Annotated in this window: 16 protein-coding genes; 14 read left to right on the top strand and 2 right to left on the bottom strand. The window is 40.7% G+C overall.

All coding sequences use genetic code 11. The features are described from left to right. Positions 1–35: 35 nt before the first annotated feature. Positions 36–1,442, bottom strand: coding sequence for a L,D-transpeptidase family protein (locus tag AC4J95_RS19515; protein ID WP_494551282.1), 1,407 nt, complete (start codon positions 1,440–1,442; stop codon positions 36–38). Between the two features lie 207 nt (positions 1,443–1,649). Beyond that, positions 1,650–2,630: an L-lactate dehydrogenase gene (locus AC4J95_RS19510; protein WP_316405716.1), complete on the bottom strand. Its 981-nt coding sequence runs from the start codon at positions 2,628–2,630 to the stop codon at positions 1,650–1,652. Between the two features lie 359 nt (positions 2,631–2,989). Here AC4J95_RS19510 and pth point away from each other — a divergent pair, with 359 nt between their 5' ends. The 14 genes from pth to lysS all read left to right on the top strand — a co-directional run bounded on the left by pth (position 2,990) and on the right by lysS (position 18,900). After that, complete coding sequence (gene pth, locus AC4J95_RS19505; RefSeq protein WP_494551281.1) at positions 2,990–3,547, top strand: aminoacyl-tRNA hydrolase; 558 nt, start codon at positions 2,990–2,992, stop codon at positions 3,545–3,547. A gap of 161 nt (positions 3,548–3,708) precedes the next feature. After that, positions 3,709–7,221 (top strand): transcription-repair coupling factor, encoded by a 3,513-nt coding sequence (gene mfd, locus AC4J95_RS19500; RefSeq protein WP_494551280.1) that lies wholly within the window; start codon positions 3,709–3,711, stop codon positions 7,219–7,221. Positions 7,222–7,260: 39 nt separating this feature from the next. Beyond that, positions 7,261–8,823 (top strand): putative polysaccharide biosynthesis protein, encoded by a 1,563-nt coding sequence (locus AC4J95_RS19495; protein WP_494551285.1) that lies wholly within the window; start codon positions 7,261–7,263, stop codon positions 8,821–8,823. 3 nt (positions 8,824–8,826) lie between these two features. Beyond that, on the top strand, positions 8,827–9,096 hold the full coding sequence (locus AC4J95_RS19490; protein ID WP_316405719.1) for an RNA-binding S4 domain-containing protein: 270 nt from the start codon (positions 8,827–8,829) through the stop codon (positions 9,094–9,096). A gap of 74 nt (positions 9,097–9,170) precedes the next feature. Then, positions 9,171–9,605 carry an FtsB family cell division protein gene (locus tag AC4J95_RS19485; protein WP_494551279.1) on the top strand — a complete coding sequence of 145 codons (435 nt, stop codon included), beginning with the start codon at positions 9,171–9,173 and terminating at the stop codon, positions 9,603–9,605. 54 nt (positions 9,606–9,659) lie between these two features. Then, the gene (locus AC4J95_RS19480) at positions 9,660–10,115 is read left to right on the top strand and encodes a S1 domain-containing RNA-binding protein (protein WP_316405721.1); all 456 of its coding nucleotides are present in this window, start codon (positions 9,660–9,662) and stop codon (positions 10,113–10,115) included. 155 nt (positions 10,116–10,270) lie between these two features. Further along, positions 10,271–11,605 (top strand): tRNA lysidine(34) synthetase TilS, encoded by a 1,335-nt coding sequence (tilS, locus tag AC4J95_RS19475; RefSeq protein ID WP_494551278.1) that lies wholly within the window; start codon positions 10,271–10,273, stop codon positions 11,603–11,605. Positions 11,606–11,618: 13 nt separating this feature from the next. After that, positions 11,619–12,164, top strand: a complete 546-nt coding sequence (hpt, locus tag AC4J95_RS19470; RefSeq protein WP_010741092.1) for a hypoxanthine phosphoribosyltransferase — start codon at positions 11,619–11,621, stop codon at positions 12,162–12,164. Between the two features lie 97 nt (positions 12,165–12,261). Continuing rightward, on the top strand, positions 12,262–14,331 hold the full coding sequence (ftsH, locus tag AC4J95_RS19465) for an ATP-dependent zinc metalloprotease FtsH (protein WP_494551277.1): 2,070 nt from the start codon (positions 12,262–12,264) through the stop codon (positions 14,329–14,331). An 82-nt stretch (positions 14,332–14,413) separates the two neighbouring features. Next, complete coding sequence (locus AC4J95_RS19460) at positions 14,414–14,932, top strand: GNAT family N-acetyltransferase (protein ID WP_494551276.1); 519 nt, start codon at positions 14,414–14,416, stop codon at positions 14,930–14,932. Between the two features lie 53 nt (positions 14,933–14,985). Then, the gene (locus AC4J95_RS19455) at positions 14,986–15,288 is read left to right on the top strand and encodes a bacteriocin immunity protein (RefSeq protein ID WP_494551275.1); all 303 of its coding nucleotides are present in this window, start codon (positions 14,986–14,988) and stop codon (positions 15,286–15,288) included. 134 nt (positions 15,289–15,422) lie between these two features. Further along, entirely contained in the window at positions 15,423–16,307 is an 885-nt protein-coding gene (hslO, locus tag AC4J95_RS19450) for an Hsp33 family molecular chaperone HslO (RefSeq protein WP_494551274.1), read from the top strand. An 11-nt stretch (positions 16,308–16,318) separates the two neighbouring features. Next, a complete protein-coding gene (dusB, locus tag AC4J95_RS19445) occupies positions 16,319–17,317 on the top strand; it encodes a tRNA dihydrouridine synthase DusB (protein ID WP_494551284.1) in 999 nt (332 codons plus the stop codon). 119 nt (positions 17,318–17,436) lie between these two features. Continuing rightward, positions 17,437–18,900, top strand: a complete 1,464-nt coding sequence (gene lysS / locus AC4J95_RS19440) for a lysine--tRNA ligase (protein ID WP_494551283.1) — start codon at positions 17,437–17,439, stop codon at positions 18,898–18,900. Positions 18,901–19,455: the final 555 nt, after the last annotated feature.

Raw genomic sequence — 19,455 nt, 5'->3', positions numbered from 1 at the left:
AAAAACCAGCGAAACTTTCGCTGGTTTTTATTTAGTTAAAAGACTAGTACTGGTGTACCAACTTCAACCATATCGAATAATTGAGCCATGACACCTGGTGGTGTATTTACACAACCGTGGGACCCGCGTGTTTTCCAAAGCTCACCGCCGTATTCAGGCTGCCAATCAGAATCGTGAAGGCCGACGCCGGTCCAATCAATCGGCATCCAATATTTCACTGGGCTTGCATAATCAGAGCCATCATCGTTTTTCCCTCTTAAGGTCTTGTTGGTTTCTTTTGACCAAACGTAATCAACACCAGTTGGAGTTGGAGAGCTTGGTTTACCACTGACGATATCTGTTTCTAAAGCAACCTTACCGTCTTTGTAATACCACATATGTTGATTTTGCAAGTCTACTTCAATATATGTTTTATCTACTAAAGGCTTGTCTGCTGTCGTAGCGCCGGTAACAACTGGTGAACGAGTAAAGTCTTTGCCTTCTAAGATTTGTTTCATTAATGCTTCAACTTCTGCAGAAGTATTGATCGTCCAGCTATAGGTACCGGATGGAACAGAAACTTTTCCGCGACGGGTACTGTTGAATTCCGTCGGTTTAGAGCTAGTGTTGTATTTTTCACCTAGACTAGTCACGTAAGCTGTTACTTTTTCCTGGTCTAGAGACATCTTTCCATTATCATCGATCAACCAGCTGTTGATATCGGCTGTTGGAATTTGGAAGTTTTCTCCATTGATGCTGTAGTTTGCTTTGATTTTTGCGACAGCATTCATCTTATCCATCGTCTTTTTCAAATCAGCATCGTCTTTAGTGATCGTTGGTTTGGAAAGGTAGCTGTTAAAATCAATCGTATGTTTGCCATTTTTTGCTGCATCTTTAAAAGCTGTAACAGCAGCATCGACATCAATAGTATTTCCTTGTTTTTCAGGAGTAATCTCAAAGCCGTCATTGGTTCGAGTGACTTTGGCATTTTCTGTCGCTGTCCGATTCGTATTTGTTTGTGTCAGTTCTGCTCTTACAGCCTCACCGACAGCATTTAGTTTACTTTCATCTAACGTATTGCCATCAACATCTTTTGTATCTGCTGCTGAGACTAACTGCATTCCCCAGCTAAAAGGATTTTGTTTTTGTTGCATTTCTTTTAGTCCAGATAAATAATCATTCTGCCAACCTAAATCTTTGCGATTGATCTCTTTCCAGTTCTTATCATCGATCTTGATTAGGAAAGGCGAGTCGGTCAACTCGCGTGTAATTTTTCGATTTGCTTCGCTCACCGTCAAATTACTGATTTTTACCCCGTTGACTACTGTGTTAGGCAGGAACCTTTGGGCGTAATATGTACTGCGAACGGCATAGCCGCCAACTAAAACTACCAATAAACCTAAAACAACAATCACCCCGATTCGTGATCGGCTACGAGAATTTCTTCTTTCATTTCTTGTCATCGAAATAACTCCTCATTGCTTTTATGTATTTGGTTTTTATCAATTATCCAACCATTTTCATCTATATAATAGCCGCTGATTTTAAATGATATACCGAGTATAAATATACCACAGAATGCTTGAAATACGAACGATATGTTTTCAATTGTTAGCAAATATTAAAAAAACCGCAAAGAATAATAATATTCTCTGCGGTTTTGAATTTTTTTATTTTCCTTCAGCTTCAAGATCAGCAAAAGCTTTGTCCATAACTTCTTTAAGTTGTGAAGCAGAAGCATCCATACGATCTTTTTCAGCATCACTTAATGGGATTTCAATGATATTTTGGATTCCTTTAGCATTGATAACGGCTGGCGCACCAATGTAAATATCATTTTGTCCATATTGACCTTCTAAGTAAACTGATAATGGGAATACGGCACTTTCATCATTTAGGATCGCACGAGTGATACGAGCTAGGGCAACGGCGATACCATAGAAAGTAGCACCTTTTTTCTCGATAATTTCGTAAGCAGCGTCACGTACACCGAAGAATAAGTTTACTAAAGCTTCTTCATCAACTTCTGGGTTATCTTTAACCCATTCATAAATTTGTAGGCCGGCAACGTTAGCGTGTGACCAAACTGGGAATTCTGAGTCACCATGTTCACCTAAGATATAGGCATGAACGTTACGTGCATCTACGTCAACTAATTCAGCGATTGCTTGACGGAAGCGCGCTGTATCTAAAGAAGTACCAGAACCAATAACGCGTTCTTTAGGGAAGCCAGAGAATTTCCATGTAGAGTAAGTTAAAATATCTACAGGGTTCGCGGCAACTAAGAAAATACCATCGAAGCCAGATGCAACGACTTGTTCTACGATACTTTTGTTGATGCGTAAGTTTTTACCAACTAGGTCTAAACGAGTTTCGCCTGGTTTTTGAGGAGCGCCGGCTGTGATGACAACTAAGTCAGCATCGTGACAGTCTTCATAAGAGGCAGAATAGATTTTTTTAGGTGATGTGAAGGCTAATGCATGAGATAGGTCGATCGCATCTCCTTGTGTGCGGTTGGTATCGATATCGATAATACCGATTTCTTGAGCGATATTTTGATTGACTAGAGCGAAGGCATAACTTGAACCTACTGCGCCGTCTCCGATTAACATTACTTTTTGATGGGTTTTACTAGCTGCTGTTGCAGTCATGTGTACCAATCCCTTCTTATATTTGTTTTCCAGTGGAATGATAACACTAATTAATGAAACTTGTCACGTGTTTTACTCATTAATAATACAGTTATTTCAGCTGTTTCAGAAGAAAACGCTTCATGTGTGAATAGCTCAAGAAGCTGGTAGTATTAACTTTTTTCAAAAATAACAGAAACTTATGAGAGACTTAAAGCACTGAAAACGGTCACTACAGGTTAGTTTGTGTTATACTGTATAAAGAAAATTTTGGACTGGGTAGTCATTTGACTATCCAGCATTTTGTCATGCATAGGAACAACGAAGAACTTTCGTTGAAAGAGAAACGATAGATAATTAAAAACGAGGCGAAAAAAAGTATGAAAATGATTGTAGGTCTGGGAAATCCAGGGAAGAAATATGAAAATACAAAACACAATGTCGGCTTTATGGTGGTTGATCGTTTGGCGGAGGAGCATGGAGCAGTATTCAAAAGGAATACTTTCGAAGCAGAAGTAGCAGATTATTTCATTGACGGCGAGAAAATCCTGTTGGTAAAGCCCATGACTTTTATGAATGAATCTGGTCGAGCTGTTGGTCCATTGATGACGTACTTTGGTGTTTACTTAGAGGAATTGGTTGTGATCGCTGATGACTTGGACATGGAACTTGGGAAATTACGCTTACGACAAAAAGGCAGTGCGGGGGGGCACAACGGGTTGAAAAGTATCATTTCTCATATCGGTACACAAGAATTCAATCGGATCAAAATCGGGATCGGTCGTCCGAATGGAAAAACAGTCGTGAATCATGTTCTGAGTACTTTCAGCAAAGAGGAAACAGCGACAATTTCGGACAGTGTTGTAAGAGCGGCTGAAGCAGTGAATGACTTTGTGACAGGAAACGATTTTCTGAAAACAATGAATCGATTCAACTAGTGTCGTTCAGTTTTGTCTCAATTAGCTAAAAAGAAAAAATGAAGAATGATCGTTCCTTTGATACTTTCGCTGTTTAAAGAAACGATATACGACGAGAAACTAGCAATATTTTTTTCAATAGGGAAAAGTATTTACCATAGTATGAATAAGGAGCAAGAAAAATGGATTTGATTGAGTTTATGAATCAACTGCCACTGGTGAAAGAGTGGCAGGCAAATTTAGAAAAAAAGGCGAAGCGGCAATTATTGATCGGTCTATCCGGTTCAGCAAAAGCGTTGGTGATGGCGGCAACTCATCAGGCAAGCCAAAAGCAGACTGTGGTAGTTGTACCTAACCTCTACTACAGTAATCAATTGGCTGAAGAATTGCGGCAGATCATCGAGGATGTCCATCTATTTCCGGTAGATGAAGTTCTTTCAGCTGAAATGGCCTTTGCTTCACCAGAAGCACGGGCAGAACGTGTGTCTACTTTACAAGCATTGTCTCAAGGAGAGAACGGATTATACGTCGTTCCAGCGGCAGCGTTACGGAAATATTTGCCAACACCTGAAACGTGGCAGGCGAATCAGTTACACTGGAAAATCGGTAGTGAAATTGATCTGGAGAACTTAGCCCAACGATTAGTCTTGATGGGATATGAACGACAAACGATTGTGGGTAAACCTGGTGAATTCAGTATGCGAGGAAGCATCGTTGATATTTATCCATTAACGACGGAGTATCCGGTTCGAGTAGAGTTGTTTGATGTAGAAATTGACTCTTTACGCTATTTCGAACCAGAAACACAGCGCTCTGTCGAAAATCTAAATGAGGTCTGGATCACTCCAACCACAGACTTGGTTTTTTCTGCAGAGGATTTGAAGCAAGGGGCGTTGAAAGTAAATCAGCTTCTGCAAAATCGGCTGGCAGTTACGAAAGAAAAAGAAGACTACAACTTTCTGAACGACTATTTTGGTCAATTGATTGCCTCTTGGGAGGATGGTATCCCGACAGAACAGGCCAAGTATTATACAGATCTATTATATGAAGAAAAAATTTCATTGATAGATCATTTTGCCAAGGATGCACTGCTATTCGTTGATGATTATCCCCGCATGATGGAAACACAGCGGGAAATGGATCGTGAAGAAGCCGAATGGCATACACAAAAAATCGAAGAATTGCGGGTGTTTTCTGAGCAAAGTTTTGGTCAAAACGCTCAAGATCTGGTCAAAAAAAGCAAACTTGTTACCAGCTTCTTTTCGCTATTTCAAAAAGGGATGGGAAATTTGCGCTTTGAAGCGATCCATAATTTCCAATACCGTTCGATGCAGCAATTTTTCGGTCAAATGCCTCTATTAAAAACCGAAGTCGATCGCTGGCAAAAACAGGGTCAAACGGTTTTGTTCCTCGTATCTGATCAAGAACGACAAGAAAAGCTTACTCAGGAATTCCACGATGTTGAGATCAAAGCGGCTCAAACAATGCCGGATCAACTACTGGTAGGGCAAACCCAAATTGTTACCGGGAACCTAACAAATGGCTTTGAATTGCCGCAAGACAAATTAGTGGTTGTGACGGAACGAGAAATTTTCCAAAAAGTTACAAAAAAACGTGCTCGCAGACAAACGATTTCAAATGCGGAACGTTTAAAAAGTTATAATGAATTAAAAACCGGCGATTATGTGGTGCATGCCAATCATGGGATTGGGAAATATATTGGCATGGAAACAATCGAGATCGATGGTGTCCATCAAGACTATATGTCGATTTTGTACCAAAAAGATGACAAGCTGTTCATTCCAGTCACACAATTGAACTTGATCCAAAAGTATGTCTCTTCCGAAGCGAAACCACCGAAAATTAATAAATTAGGTGGCAGCGAATGGACCAAGACCAAGAGCAAGGTTTCGAAGAAAATCGAGGACATCGCGGATGATCTGATCGAACTGTACGCAAAACGAGAAGCCGAACGCGGATATGCTTTTGGTCCTGATGATGAGTATCAAAAAGAATTTGAAGATGCTTTTCCCTATAGTGAGACAGATGATCAGCTGCGGAGTACCGCTGAAATCAAACACGATATGGAAAAAAATCGGCCGATGGATCGCTTGCTAGTCGGAGATGTTGGTTTCGGTAAAACTGAAGTTGCATTACGGGCTGCCTTTAAGGCAATCAAGGAAAACAAACAAGTAGCCTTTCTTGTGCCAACGACGATTTTGGCGCAGCAGCATTTTGATACGATGACTGAGCGTTTCGAAAATTTTCCGGTCAATGTGGCGATGCTGAGCCGCTTCCGTACCAAGAAGCAGCAGAATGAAACAATCGAACAGATCCGTACAGGACAGGTCGATATCGTTGTTGGAACTCATCGGCTCTTGTCACAAGATTTACAATTTGCAGATCTAGGATTGTTGGTTATTGACGAAGAACAACGGTTTGGGGTGAAGCACAAGGAACGTCTAAAACAACTGCGCTCTCAAGTTGATGTACTGACTTTAACAGCGACGCCAATCCCTCGAACATTACATATGTCGATGCTAGGTGTTCGTGATCTTTCCGTTATCGAAACACCGCCGGAAAATCGTTATCCGATCCAAACCTACGTGATGGAAACCAATCCGGGAGCAATCCGTGAAGCCATCGAACGTGAGATGGCTCGAGGCGGTCAAGCTTTCTATCTGTACAATCGAGTAGAAACAATTGAACGAAAAGTGGAAGAACTGCAAATGTTAGTTCCTGATGCTAAGATCGGATTTGCTCATGGTCAGATGACGGAAGTTCAATTAGAAAACACCTTAATGGACTTTATCGATGGTCAATACGATATTTTAGTGACAACGACGATCATCGAAACAGGAGTGGATATTCCGAATGTGAATACCTTATTTGTTGAAAATGCTGATTATATGGGTTTGTCGACACTGTATCAATTACGTGGACGAGTGGGACGCAGCAGTCGGATTGCGTATGCCTATTTCATGTATGAGCCGCAAAAAATCTTGAACGAAGTCAGTGAAAAGCGTCTGCAGGCGATCAAAGATTTTACTGAGTTAGGCTCTGGCTTCAAGATTGCAATGCGAGATTTATCGATACGTGGTGCAGGTAATCTGTTGGGGGCTCAGCAACACGGCTTTATCGATGCAGTTGGTTTTGATATGTATTCCCAAATGTTGTCTGAAGCTGTTGATCGTAAGCAAGGGAAAAATACTCAGGTCGAACGAACTTCTGTTGAGATCAATTTAGGAATTGATGCCTATATCCCTGGAACATACATTGAAGACGAACGACAAAAAATTGAAATCTATAAACGGATTCGCGAGCTGGAAAGTACTGAGATGCTGGATGAGGTAGAAGCAGATTTAGTAGACCGATTTGGCGACTATCCTGACGAAGTAGCCAACTTGCTGAACGTCGGACAAATCAAGATGGATGGCGATCGTGCTCTTGTTGAGAGTATTCAAAAACGCCAGCAGCAAATCATCTTTACTTTAAGCAAAGTTGGAACGAAAGCCTATCAGGTCGAACAGCTCTTTGAAGCGTTAAGTGCTACGAAGATGAAAGCAACTCTAGGTGTTGAGAAAGATCAGATGGTCATCAAATTGACGATCGCAAATAATATGGATGAGGCTATTTGGCTACGAGAAATCAGCAAATTTGTTCGTGCATTACGGGAACAAAAATACAAAGAATAGGTGGTGGAGGCACTGGCGAATAAGGAAATGCGAGTCATGATGCAAGGTGCCTTCGTCTTGACCGCAGCATCATTCATAGCGAAGCTGTTGAGTGCTGTCTATAGGGTGCCGTATCAAAACCTCGCTGGCGATGAAGGATTTTATGTGTATCAACAGGTCTATCCGATCTATGGGATCGCCATGACCTTGGCTTTATCTGGCTTACCGCAGTTTATTTCAAAATATGTAGCAGAGAAAAAAGAACCGCTGGAACAACGCCAGGCATTGGAGGAGCTTTTTCCTTTGATCGGTGGTTTTGGCTTAATACTGTGGGCGTTATGTTTCTTTTCAGCACAGCCGTTAGCAGATTGGATGGGGGATGGAAAGCTAGCTCCATTAATTCGGGTAGTTTCCTTTACCTTTGTCATTGTGCCATTTCTTTCGATCACCCGAGGAGAGTTTCAAGGAAAGCTATTGATGGTGCCGACCGCTGTTTCGCAAGTGGTGGAGCAACTGATTCGTGTCGGAGTGATCCTGATCGCCGCCTGGTCGTTCAAGCAATTCGGTTGGGATGTTTACCATACAGGAACTGTAGCCATGTCCGGTGCTTTAGTTGGCGGAATCGTAGCGGTCCTAGTGTTAGGGTACTATCGTCGGAAGGTTTTTGGTACGAGTCTTGTAAGTCGGGTTCCAATCTTTGGTGCGAAAATGGCAGTATTAGGAAAGCGATTAGTACTTGAGGGCGGACTGATGACAATTTACAGTGGTCTATTGATTTTATTTCAATTGATCGATTCCTTTACTGTCAAAAAGGCTTTAGTGGATTTTGGTTTGAGTGAGCATGGAGCAAAGTTGGCAAAAGGGGTATACGACCGGGGACAGCCGTTGGTCCAACTTGGGTTAGTTGTAGCACTGGCCTTGAGCTCAAGCTTTTTACCATTATTGACACGCTATTTAGTTAATCGAGATCGCGGCATGTTTGTCAAGACGAGTCAGATTTTCCTGCGACTGACCTGTGCTATTGGTGCAGCAGCTTCGATCGGCTTAGCTATGTTATTACCATATGTGAACTATGCGCTGTTTAAAGATTACCAAGGCAACGGTACATTGGTTCTGTTTGTCTTTGCGATCTTTTTGATGGCGATGGTGCAGGCATACCAAAGTATTGCCCAAAGCCAAAATGAATATCGCAGTTCATTGCAGGCAGCGGGGGTGGGGTTATTGCTGAAAGTAGTAATTACTGGCGGCTTGACTAAACAGTTTGGAACGATTGGAGCCAGTCTTTCGACATTGCTTGGATTGGCAGTGTCTCTGTTTATCCTGCATTTGGCGAGTGATCACGAGACAAGAGCCTATGGTCGGCAGCGTCATTTTATACGCAACCTAGCTATTTGTTTGTTTGGTATGGTAGTGGTGCTCTTGTGTTATTATGGCGGTATCAGTCTTGTTTTTGGACTAGTTCAAAAAAGAGGTTTTGCTTTAATAGCAGCTGTTTTTGGTGTAGTGATCGGTGGGGGTACTTTTGTGATCCTAGCCATTCAGCTGCGGTTGTTAACGATTCGCGAATGGTTGATGTTACCATTTGGTAGTAAATTATTGAGAATAAATTGGAAAAGAGGATAATTCATGCGATTAGATAAGTTTTTAAAAATATCACGGATCATTAAGCGTCGAACGGTAGCGAAGGAAGTAGCTGACAAAGGGCGGATCCAAGTTAATGGAAAATTAGCAAAATCTTCAACGGATGTAAAAATCGGTGATTCATTGCGTATCCAATTCGGAAACAAAGTCCTAGAGGTTGCGATAGAAGAGCTGCATGAGTCAACGAAAAAAGAGGACGCAGCCAAAATGTATCGGATTATTAGTGAGACGCGAGTGGAAAATAACGGGAATTAAGGATAATTCAAATAGACAATTATATCCTGAATTGATATAATAGTAAAGAATTTCATGGTAAGGAGCGAGCAGGAATGAATGAAAACGAGACGCAGAAAATTGCTTCGTTAGATACGCCGTATGCAAAAGAGCAATATCAAAAGTTTCAAAAGCAGCATCGTCAATTAATTTTTAAACGTCGTCGTTTGGCAGCACTATTTGCGGTTGCCGCTTTTGCCGCTATCGTCATGGGAGTTCAAATCTTCAACGAACAACGTCATTTAAGCGAACTAAAGGATATCAAAGTTAAAACGATCGCGGAATCTGCTAAGGTAGATGATCGGGTTGATGGCTTGAAGCAAGATGTTGAATTGTTGAAAGATGATAACTATGTGGCAAAATTAGCCCGTAGTCGTTTCTATTATTCAAAAGATGGTGAATTGATTTTTGTATTACCAGATTCAGCAAAAATGTCTAGTAAGGACAAACAATCTGCTGATGAAGTTGTGAAATCCGAAACTGCTGAATAAATTCAGTCGCAGATTTAAAATAATTAGGAAAAAATTAGGAGGAACATTTTTTTTATGTCAATCGAAGTAGGAGCTAAGCTGCAAGGAAAAGTATCAGGGATCACCAATTTCGGTGCCTTTATCGACTTGGGAGAGGGTAAAACAGGTTTAGTCCATATCAGTGAAATCTCAAATGGTTTCGTCAAAGACATTCATGATGTACTGACTGTCGGTGACGAAGTAACCGTGAAAGTAACTTCAGTCGGAGATGACGGCAAAGTTGGTCTTTCAATCCGTAAGGCCCAGGATCAACCACAACCAGAAAAGAAACCTTTTAAACGAGAGTTTCGTGACAATCGAGACAACAATCGTCCAAGACCAGCGGCTAAAGGCAAACCTCAACAAAATAGCGGCAAACAAGACTTCGATTCATTGATGAGTTCCTTTTTAAAGGATAGCGATGATCGCTTGTCATCGATCAAACGCAATACCGAAGGAAAACGCGGAGGCCGTGGCGGCCGTCGCAGTTAAAAATAAAGAAGCTGAAATTCGTTTAGGATTTCAGCTTTTTTTATGGCAGTTTATGAATTGAAGCAAATAAGTTCATATTGAATTAATAATCAAAAAGTATACTTGGAAGATACACAATAAAAAAAGAATCCATCTATACGACCAAGGAGTTTAACATGGAGCAAGTTTTTTTTCGAGAAAATCCTGAATTAACTGCGAATAAAAAAATATTAGTAGCGGTATCTACGGGAGTTGATTCGATGGCTCTTTTGCATCTGATGGAACAAAAAGGGGCAAATATCGGAGTAGCTCATGTGGATCATCAATTACGATCTGAATCTAAAGTTGAAGCGGATTTTTTACATAATTATTGTGAAGAACACAAATTGCCTTTCTATTTAAAGGTTTGGCAACATCCCGTGGAAAGGAATGTCGAGGCGGAAGCTCGGCGTGTGCGCTACGCTTTTTTCAAGAAAATCATGGATCAGGAAAAGTATGATTTTATTCTAACGGCTCATCATGGTGATGATCAATTGGAGACACTCTTAATGCGGTTGACACGTGGCGGATCATTTACAGGGCATAGCGGAATTGTTCGCCAGCAAAAGTTTGGTGATGGGATTCTGCTGCGTCCATTACTGCCTTTTTCAAAAGATATGATCTATGAGTATGCGAAGGAGCAGCAGCTGACCTATTTTGAGGATAGTACGAATACTTCACAAGACTATTTCCGCAATCGAATCCGCCAAAATGTTGTACCAGAATTAAAAAAAGAAAATTCGCAAGTTTTAGAGCATGCTCAGCAGTTTCATCAACAGCTAGTTTGGGCAAATCAGTTGATTAACCAGGTGCTAAAAGAAAATTTAAGAAATATCGATTTTGATGGAAAACGCTGGTCTTTTCCTGCTGAAAGCTTGCCTGCTGAAACAGGAGCTCGTTATTATTTTCTCACTGCTTTCTTTCAGCAAGTAACAACACGGATAAATCTTGGGATTTCGCAGCGGCAATTGTTTTCATTGGTAGACCAAATGCAGCGTCCTGTCAGCCAATGGATCATGGACATTAGTGATGACTGGCAATTTGTACGACGTTATCAACAGTTTTATTTAGAAAGGAAAACAACAGTTGATCAGGAGTCTTTTCGTTTGGAAGAAAACGAACAATACTCCTTGTCAGATGGTTCAGTGATCGCTTTGAGAAAAAATACGGCTTCTGTAGAAAAAGGGATGTATCAAGTACCATTACCACTTACTGTGAAACTTCCGTTAATAATTAGACGTCGCCAGGCAGGCGATCGAATTCAGTTGACCAGCACCTTGGAAAAACGAGTCAGTCGTTATTTTATAGATAAAAAAATTCCATCTGACGAAAGGGAGCAAGCGTGGGTGGTGGAAGATTCTTCAGGTGAAATCGTAGCGCTCTTACCTTTTGTTAATTCCCATTTGAGTATTACAACTGAAACTGATAGAATACACTACATACTTGACTATACGCTTCAAGTAGCGAAATGAAAGGAGTTTATAGATGCTAGCAAAAGACATTGAAAAAGTATTGATTACTAGAGAAGATATTCAAAAACGCTGTGTTGAATTAGGTGCACAGTTAACAGCAGATTATACCGATAAAAATCCTTTGGTGGTTGGTATTTTAAAAGGAGCTGTTCCTTTTATGGCTGATATCGTTCGTGAAATCGATACCCATTTAGAATTGGATTTTATGGACGTTTCAAGTTACGGTAATCAAACCGTTTCCTCTGGTGAGGTAAAAATTATCAAGGATTTAGATACAAATGTTGAGGGTCGAGATTTGCTGATCGTTGAAGATATCATTGATAGCGGACGGACACTAGGGTATTTGGTCGATTTGTTCAAATACCGTAAAGCAAAATCAGTGAAAATCGTCACATTGTTGGATAAACCAGAAGGACGTGTGGTGGATATCCATGCTGATTATGTTGGTTTTGATGTACCAAATGAGTTCGTGGTCGGTTATGGACTAGACTATGCAGAAGCGTATCGCAACCTGCCATACGTAGGTGTATTAAAGCCCAAAATTTATCAATCAAATTAGTGACCGAAAAAATCACAGTATGATATACTTAAAAGGTCAAAATTGATAAAACTTTTTTTAACAAGCTAATCAGCTAACAAGCGCGAGGAGGACGCAGATGAACAAAAACAATAAGGGAGTCAAAAATGCTCTCTATTATATTCTCGTCATCTTGGCGATGGTCATGGTTGTTTATTTCCTTTTCGGAGATAACAAATCAGCTTCGCCAGATATCGAGTATTCAACTTTTACTGAACAGATGCAAGAAGGCAAAATTAAAAATCTTAAAATCCAGCCTGCCGGTGGAGTATACAAGATCACTGGTGAGTACAAGGATAAGCAAGAAGTTGCTAATTCCGGCGGTTTGAGCATCATTGGTGGGGGGACAGAAACAAAAACTACCCACTTCTCAACAATTGTTTTGCCAAATGATTCAACCTTGAGTCAGGTCAATGACTTAGCAAAAGAAAACAAAGTCAAGACCACGATCGAAGAAGAATCAAGTAGCGGTATGTGGATTACTTTATTAGTAAGCTTTTTACCAATCTTGATTATGATTTTCTTCTTCTACATGATGCTTGGTCAACAAGGCGGCGGCGGTGGCGGCAATGGCCGTGTCATGAACTTTGGTAAATCAAAAGCCAAAGAAGCCGATAAAAAAGCGAACCGGGTTCGTTTCTCTGACGTAGCCGGAGCAGAAGAAGAAAAACAAGAATTGGTCGAAGTCGTGGAATTCTTAAAAGATCCACGTCGTTTCGTCGAATTAGGTGCCCGGATTCCAGCTGGTGTTTTACTAGAGGGACCTCCCGGAACTGGTAAAACATTACTTGCTAAGGCCGTAGCCGGTGAAGCAGGGGTACCATTTTACTCAATCTCAGGTTCAGATTTCGTGGAAATGTTCGTAGGGGTCGGGGCGTCACGTGTTCGTGACTTATTCGAAACAGCCAAGAAAAATGCGCCAGCGATCATCTTCATCGATGAAATTGATGCTGTTGGTCGTCAACGGGGTGCTGGTATGGGCGGCGGTCACGATGAACGTGAACAAACCTTGAACCAATTGCTCGTTGAAATGGATGGATTTGATGGAAACGAAGGCGTAATCGTCATCGCTGCAACAAACCGTTCAGACGTATTAGACCCAGCATTATTACGTCCTGGTCGTTTTGACCGTCAAATTTTAGTTGGCCGTCCTGATGTTAAAGGTCGTGAAGCGATTTTACGAGTGCATTCCCGTAACAAACCGTTAGCAGACGATGTTGATTTGAAAGTTGTTGCTCAACAAACACCAGGCTTTGCCGGTGCTGATTTAGAAAATGTCTTAAACGAAGCTGCTTTAGTTGCGGCTCGTCGTAACAAGAAGAAAATTGATGCTTCAGACGTGGATGAAGCAGAAGATCGCGTTATCGCGGGACCTGCGAAGAAAGACCGTGTCATCAGCAAACGTGAACGTGAAATGGTTGCTTACCATGAAGCTGGTCATACCATCATCGGAATGGTCTTGAACCGTGCTCGTGTCGTGCATAAAGTAACAATTATCCCTCGTGGACGCGCTGGCGGGTACATGATCGCCTTACCAAAAGAAGATCAAATGTTGATGTCGAAAGACGATATGTTTGAACAAATCGTTGGTTTGCTTGGCGGACGTACAGCAGAAGAAATCGTCTTTAACGCTCAAACAACCGGAGCTTCCAATGACTTTGAACAAGCGACTGGTTTAGCTCGAAGCATGGTAACTGAATACGGAATGAGTGAAAAACTTGGTCCGGTTCAATATGAAGGAAATCACCAAGTCTTTGTTGGTCGAGACTATGGTCAAACAAAAGCTTACTCTGAGCAAGTTGCTTTTGAGATCGACGAAGAGGTTCGCAACATCTTGATGGCAGCACACGATAAAGCTCGTGAAATCATTGAGACTCACCGTGAACAACACAAATTGATTGCAGAGAAATTATTGGAATTCGAAACATTGGATGCCAAAGCAATCAAATCATTGTTTGAAACAGGTGAAATGCCTGCAGGTTCGGACAGCCTTTATCCAAGTGAAAAAGCGCAAGCTCAAACATTCGAAGAAGCAAAACGTGCTTTGGAAGAAAAAGATGCTGAAAAACAAGCGGAAGATAAAGCACCTGAACATCAAGATTCAGATGATAAGATCGAACCAGACGATACAAACGATAATCAAGAATAAATTTAAGCGGCATGTCTTCGGGCATGCCGTTTGTTTTATCTTAAGGATTGTTATTTTTAAGAATTGATAGGGTGAATGAGCTATGACTGAAAACATACGAAGATGTGATCTTAATGATTTAGTTGAATTGCAAAAGATCAGTATAGAGACTTTTCGTGATACGTTTGCAACGAAAAACGATCCGACTGATCTAGAGACTTACTTGAGAGAGGCGTACGCTTTAGATAAATTGGAAAGTGAACTCACGAATCCAGATTCACGTTTCTTCTTTATATATCAGGGATATCAACTAGCTGGGTATTTAAAATTGAATATAAATAAGGCGCAAACAGAAATATCCGAAAAGAACGGGGTAGAGATCGAACGAATCTATATTCGCAAAGCGTTTAAAAGACGTGGTTTAGGACGACAGTTATTAGTTTTTGCCTTCAATCTTGCCATTAGAGAAAAGCGTGAACATATTTGGTTAGGTGTATGGGAAAAAAACCAAAATGCCCTGCAATTTTATCGAAGCTTTGGCTTCAAGCAAGTTGGGAGTCACGATTTTTATGTTGGAACGGATAAACAGACTGATTTGATTATGAGAAAGTCCTTCTTATGATTTGGAATAGAAATTAAGTCGGAATAAAATGATGTGGGAAGGGGTTGAATAAGATGGAACGAAACGAAAAAGTGAAACAAATGATGGATCACATCAGTCAAGCCTATGGAGATGCTGAGGTCAAAAAATATACAGAGATCCAAAAACTTTTGTTGGAGAATGCACAGCTATTGGAGAAGACAGAAGATCGTGGATTAGTTGCTTCCAAACTATGCAAAGGGATTGCTTTATATGCAGTCTCTCATCAACATGACTTTCCCAAGGCGCTGGGGGACCTCCACAATCAGTTGAAGAGTGAAGCAGTCAAATATGATGCAACAGCAATGACGGCTATTTTATTGCCAATGTGGTTTTAATAAACAGGCGAAAGTTCGTCTGTTTTTTTCTTAAGCTCATACGGAGAAGTTGAAAAAAATCGAAACACCTAGTATGATGCAATCACGAGTGAAAACAAATGGATAAATCCATTAGAATACGAAGGAGCAAATAGATGAGTGACTATTTAGTTAAAGCATTAGCCTACGAAGGTTTTGTTCGGGCGTACGCAGTCAACGCGACTGAAACGATCGCTGAGGCGCAACGCCGTCATGATACCTGGAATACGTCTTCTGCAGCTTTAGGACGGACAATGATCGGAGCATTGATGTTAGGAGCCACCCTAAAAGGCGATGATAAAATGACTGTGAAGATTGAAGGGGATGGACCAGCTGGCGCAATCGTTGTTGACAGCAACGGTAAAGGCGAAGTAAAAGGTTATATTAAAAATCCCCATATCAGTCTACCTTTGAACGAAATCGGCAAAATTGATGTACGAGGAGCAGTTGGGACAGAAGGAATGTTCACTGTCATCAAAGATTTAGGCTTGAAGGAACCATTTTCAGGTCAAACACCGATCGTCTCAGGAGAGATTGGAGAAGATTTTACTTATTATTTGGCTGTTTCTGAACAAAATCCATCCGCGGTCGGTGTCTCAGTCTTGGTGGATACAGATGATTCTATTAAAACAGCTGGCGGTTTTATGATTCAAATTATGCCGGGGGCTAGCGATGAAATTATTGATCAAATCGAGGCTCGTTTGAAAGAAACTGCACGTATTTCGACTTTGTTAGATGAGGGGCAAACACCTGAAGAAATTCTGCAAAACTTATTAGCAACGGACGATATGGAATTCTTAGAGAAGATGCCTGTTCAATTTAAATGTGATTGCTCAAAAGAAAAATTTGCTTCAGCAATCATTACATTGGGCGCTGAGCAAATTCAAGAATTGATTGATCAAGACCATGGAGCGGAAGCTGTCTGCGCCTTTTGCAACAATAAATATGAGTACAGCGAAGCAGACCTTTATGAATTGAAGCAAGAGATTTTGGGGGAATAACGGTGAAACCATTGAATGGAACATGGAAAATTGGTGATGTGGAAGTTCCGAATCGCATTGTCGTAGCTCCGATGGCCGGAATCACTAATGCCGCTTTTCGAGTGACCGTCAAAGAATTTGGTGCCGGTTTAGTTGTCTGTGAGATGATCAGCGATCAAGGCATCCATTTTAGAAATAAAAAAACTTTAGAGATGCTGTACATTGATGAACGTGAGCATCCGTTAAGTGTTCAGATTTTCGGGGGTAACAAAGATTCATTAGTGGAGGCTGCACAATTTGTACAAGAGAATACGGAAGCCGATATTATTGATATCAATATGGGATGTCCAGTTAACAAAGTTATCAAGGCGGAAGCCGGGGCGAAGTGGCTCCTAGATCCAAACAAAGTTTACGAAATGGTTGATGCTGTTTCTTCTGCTGTAGATATTCCTGTGACCGTCAAAATGCGCATTGGTTGGGATGAACAGCATGTATTTGCCGTTGAAAATGCTTTGGCTGCTCAAAGTGCAGGAGCTTCAGCAATCGCGATGCATGGTCGAACACGAGTGCAGATGTATGAAGGACAAGCAAATTGGGATGTCCTAAAACAAGTTGCGGATCAATTGACAATTCCGTTTATGGGGAATGGTGATGTACGAACTCCAGAGGACGCAAAGCGTATGATCGAAGAAGTAGGTGTTGATGCAGTGATGATCGGTCGAGCTGCCTTGGGAAATCCATGGATGATTCATCAGACTCAGCATTACTTAGAAACGGGAGAGTTAATCCCTGAACCAAGTGCGAGAGAAAAAATTGAAACAGCCAAGCTTCATTTAGAACGGTTGATCAATTTGAAAGGCGAAAAGATCGCTTGTCGTGAATTTCGTCAACATGCTAGTTATTATCTTAAGGGCATTCCTCGTTCAGCGAAAACAAAAGTAGCTATCAATCAAACGGAAGAAAAACAAGTTATTCTAGATTTACTTGATGCTCTTGTTGAAAAGACCGAGGTAAAAGTGAAAATTAGCTAAACTTCAAGCCGAATAAGGAATTCGGCTTGATTTTTTGTCTATTCATTGGCATTATAAGTAAGAGTAATTACATAAGAGGAGGAACATTCGTGACTGAGGAACAAACTAATTTGACAGAAATGAACGATCAGATGCGTGTTCGCCGCGAAAAAATGGAAAACCTTCGTGAAGAGGGTATTGATCCATTCGGCGCACGTTTTGAACGTACGACAAATTCAAAAGAATTACACGAAACATATGATGCTAATACAAAAGAAGAGCTTGTAGAAAAACAACTGACAGCAAGTGTAGCTGGGCGTATGATGACGAAACGTGGAAAAGGAAAAGTAGGTTTTGCGCATCTGCAGGATCGTGAAGGACAGATTCAAATCTATGTTCGTAAAGATGAAGTCGGTGAAGAACCTTATGCGATCTTCAAAAAAGGCGACTTAGGTGATTTCTTCGGTGTAACCGGTGAGGTCATGAAGACAGATACGGGTGAGGTTTCGATTAAGGCGAAAGAAATTACGCTGCTCTCGAAAGCATTACGCCCTTTGCCCGAAAAATATCATGGTTTGACGAATGTAGAACAACGCTACCGTCAACGCTATTTAGACTTAATCAGTAATCGAGAAAGCTTTGATCGCTTTACTAAACGTAGTCAAATAATCAGCCAAATCCGCCGTTACTTGGATGGATTAGGCTATACTGAAGTAGAAACACCTGTATTGCATAATGAAGCAGGGGGGGCGACTGCACGCCCATTCATCACGCATCATAATGCATTAGATATGGATCTTTATTTACGGATTGCTCTTGAACTGCATTTGAAACGGTTAATCGTTGGCGGAATGGAAAAAGTTTATGAGATCGGTCGTGTTTTCCGTAATGAAGGGATTGATACAACTCACAATCCAGAATTTACGATGATGGAAGTATATACTGCTTATCATGATTATTTAGACGTGATGAATTTGACAGAAGGAATCATTCGGGATGTTGCTGAAAATGTACTTGGTGAAACAACACTTTCCTACGATGGGAAATCCATTGATCTCGGTTCTGAATTCAAACGTATTCATATGGTAGATGCGATTAAAGAGCAAACAGGTGTTGATTTCTGGCCTGAAATGGCGATTGATGAAGCTCGCACATTAGCAAAAGAAAATAATGTTGAAATCAATGACAATATGGAAGTTGGTCATATTATCAATGAATTCTTTGAGACCTTTGTTGAAGAAACGTTAGAACAACCAACTTTTGTTTATGGTCACCCAGTAGAAGTTTCTCCACTTGCGAAGAAAAATGCTAATGATGGACGTTTTACTGATCGTTTTGAACTATTTATTGTCGGACGCGAATTTGCGAATGCCTTTACTGAGTTAAATGACCCGATTGATCAACGTCAACGTTTCGAAGCGCAAGAAAAAGAACGTGAACAAGGTAATGACGAAGCACATGGTGTGGACGAAGATTTCTTGGAAGCATTAGAATATGGTATGCCGCCAACTGGTGGATTAGGTATCGGAATTGATCGACTTGTCATGTTGTTGACAGATGTTCAGTCAATTCGTGATGTTTTGCTATTCCCAACGATGCGTTAAAATATTTTTTTAGACGTTCAGTTTAGCTGAGCGTCTTTTTTTTGTTGCTGCAAAAGGGATTATTAGAAAATGATGTCATCTTTCAAACAGAAATTACGATCCGGATTTTAATGAAAAGGCGATTTTCATACAGCTTTCATGTTATTTGCGAACATTTACACATCTACCAACGAACATTGGTAGGCTATGAAAAAAAGTTCGAAAAACTCAATATTTTTGATTGACCGAAGAGGATTATGTTGGTATATTATGTAATGTTCCAAAGCGAGCGAGTGTCGCTCAAAAAAAATTAAAAATTGTTATTGACAGATAACTGGTTTTCAGTTATTCTATCAAAGTCGCATAAAGCGATGACGACAATTTCTTCGAAAAAAACTTCAAAAAAGTTGTTGACATCAAAACGGTAATCTGTTATGATTTAAAAGTTGCTGAAACAACGCGACAAACAATGTAGGCCTTTGAAAACTGAACGAATAAAACAAACCAAATGTGTAGGGCGCTTCTATTATATAGAAGCAAACAACATAGCAAGCAATATGCTAGCAAGTCAATTAA

It is taken from the genome of Enterococcus sp. GPZ-007, assembly GCF_059374735.1.
This window is presented reverse-complemented; position numbering and strand designations above follow the sequence as displayed.

Coding starts and splice junctions, on each gene's coding strand:
- AC4J95_RS19515 (WP_494551282.1), bottom strand. CDS start 1,442: ATGACAAGAAATGAAAGAAGAAATTCTCGTAGCCGATCACGAATCGGG.
- AC4J95_RS19510 (WP_316405716.1), bottom strand. CDS start 2,630: ATGACTGCAACAGCAGCTAGTAAAACCCATCAAAAAGTAATGTTAATC.
- pth (WP_494551281.1), top strand. CDS start 2,990: ATGAAAATGATTGTAGGTCTGGGAAATCCAGGGAAGAAATATGAAAAT.
- mfd (WP_494551280.1), top strand. CDS start 3,709: ATGGATTTGATTGAGTTTATGAATCAACTGCCACTGGTGAAAGAGTGG.
- AC4J95_RS19495 (WP_494551285.1), top strand. CDS start 7,261: ATGCAAGGTGCCTTCGTCTTGACCGCAGCATCATTCATAGCGAAGCTG.
- AC4J95_RS19490 (WP_316405719.1), top strand. CDS start 8,827: ATGCGATTAGATAAGTTTTTAAAAATATCACGGATCATTAAGCGTCGA.
- AC4J95_RS19485 (WP_494551279.1), top strand. CDS start 9,171: ATGAATGAAAACGAGACGCAGAAAATTGCTTCGTTAGATACGCCGTAT.
- AC4J95_RS19480 (WP_316405721.1), top strand. CDS start 9,660: ATGTCAATCGAAGTAGGAGCTAAGCTGCAAGGAAAAGTATCAGGGATC.
- tilS (WP_494551278.1), top strand. CDS start 10,271: ATGGAGCAAGTTTTTTTTCGAGAAAATCCTGAATTAACTGCGAATAAA.
- hpt (WP_010741092.1), top strand. CDS start 11,619: ATGCTAGCAAAAGACATTGAAAAAGTATTGATTACTAGAGAAGATATT.
- ftsH (WP_494551277.1), top strand. CDS start 12,262: ATGAACAAAAACAATAAGGGAGTCAAAAATGCTCTCTATTATATTCTC.
- AC4J95_RS19460 (WP_494551276.1), top strand. CDS start 14,414: ATGACTGAAAACATACGAAGATGTGATCTTAATGATTTAGTTGAATTG.
- AC4J95_RS19455 (WP_494551275.1), top strand. CDS start 14,986: ATGGAACGAAACGAAAAAGTGAAACAAATGATGGATCACATCAGTCAA.
- hslO (WP_494551274.1), top strand. CDS start 15,423: ATGAGTGACTATTTAGTTAAAGCATTAGCCTACGAAGGTTTTGTTCGG.
- lysS (WP_494551283.1), top strand. CDS start 17,437: ATGAACGATCAGATGCGTGTTCGCCGCGAAAAAATGGAAAACCTTCGT.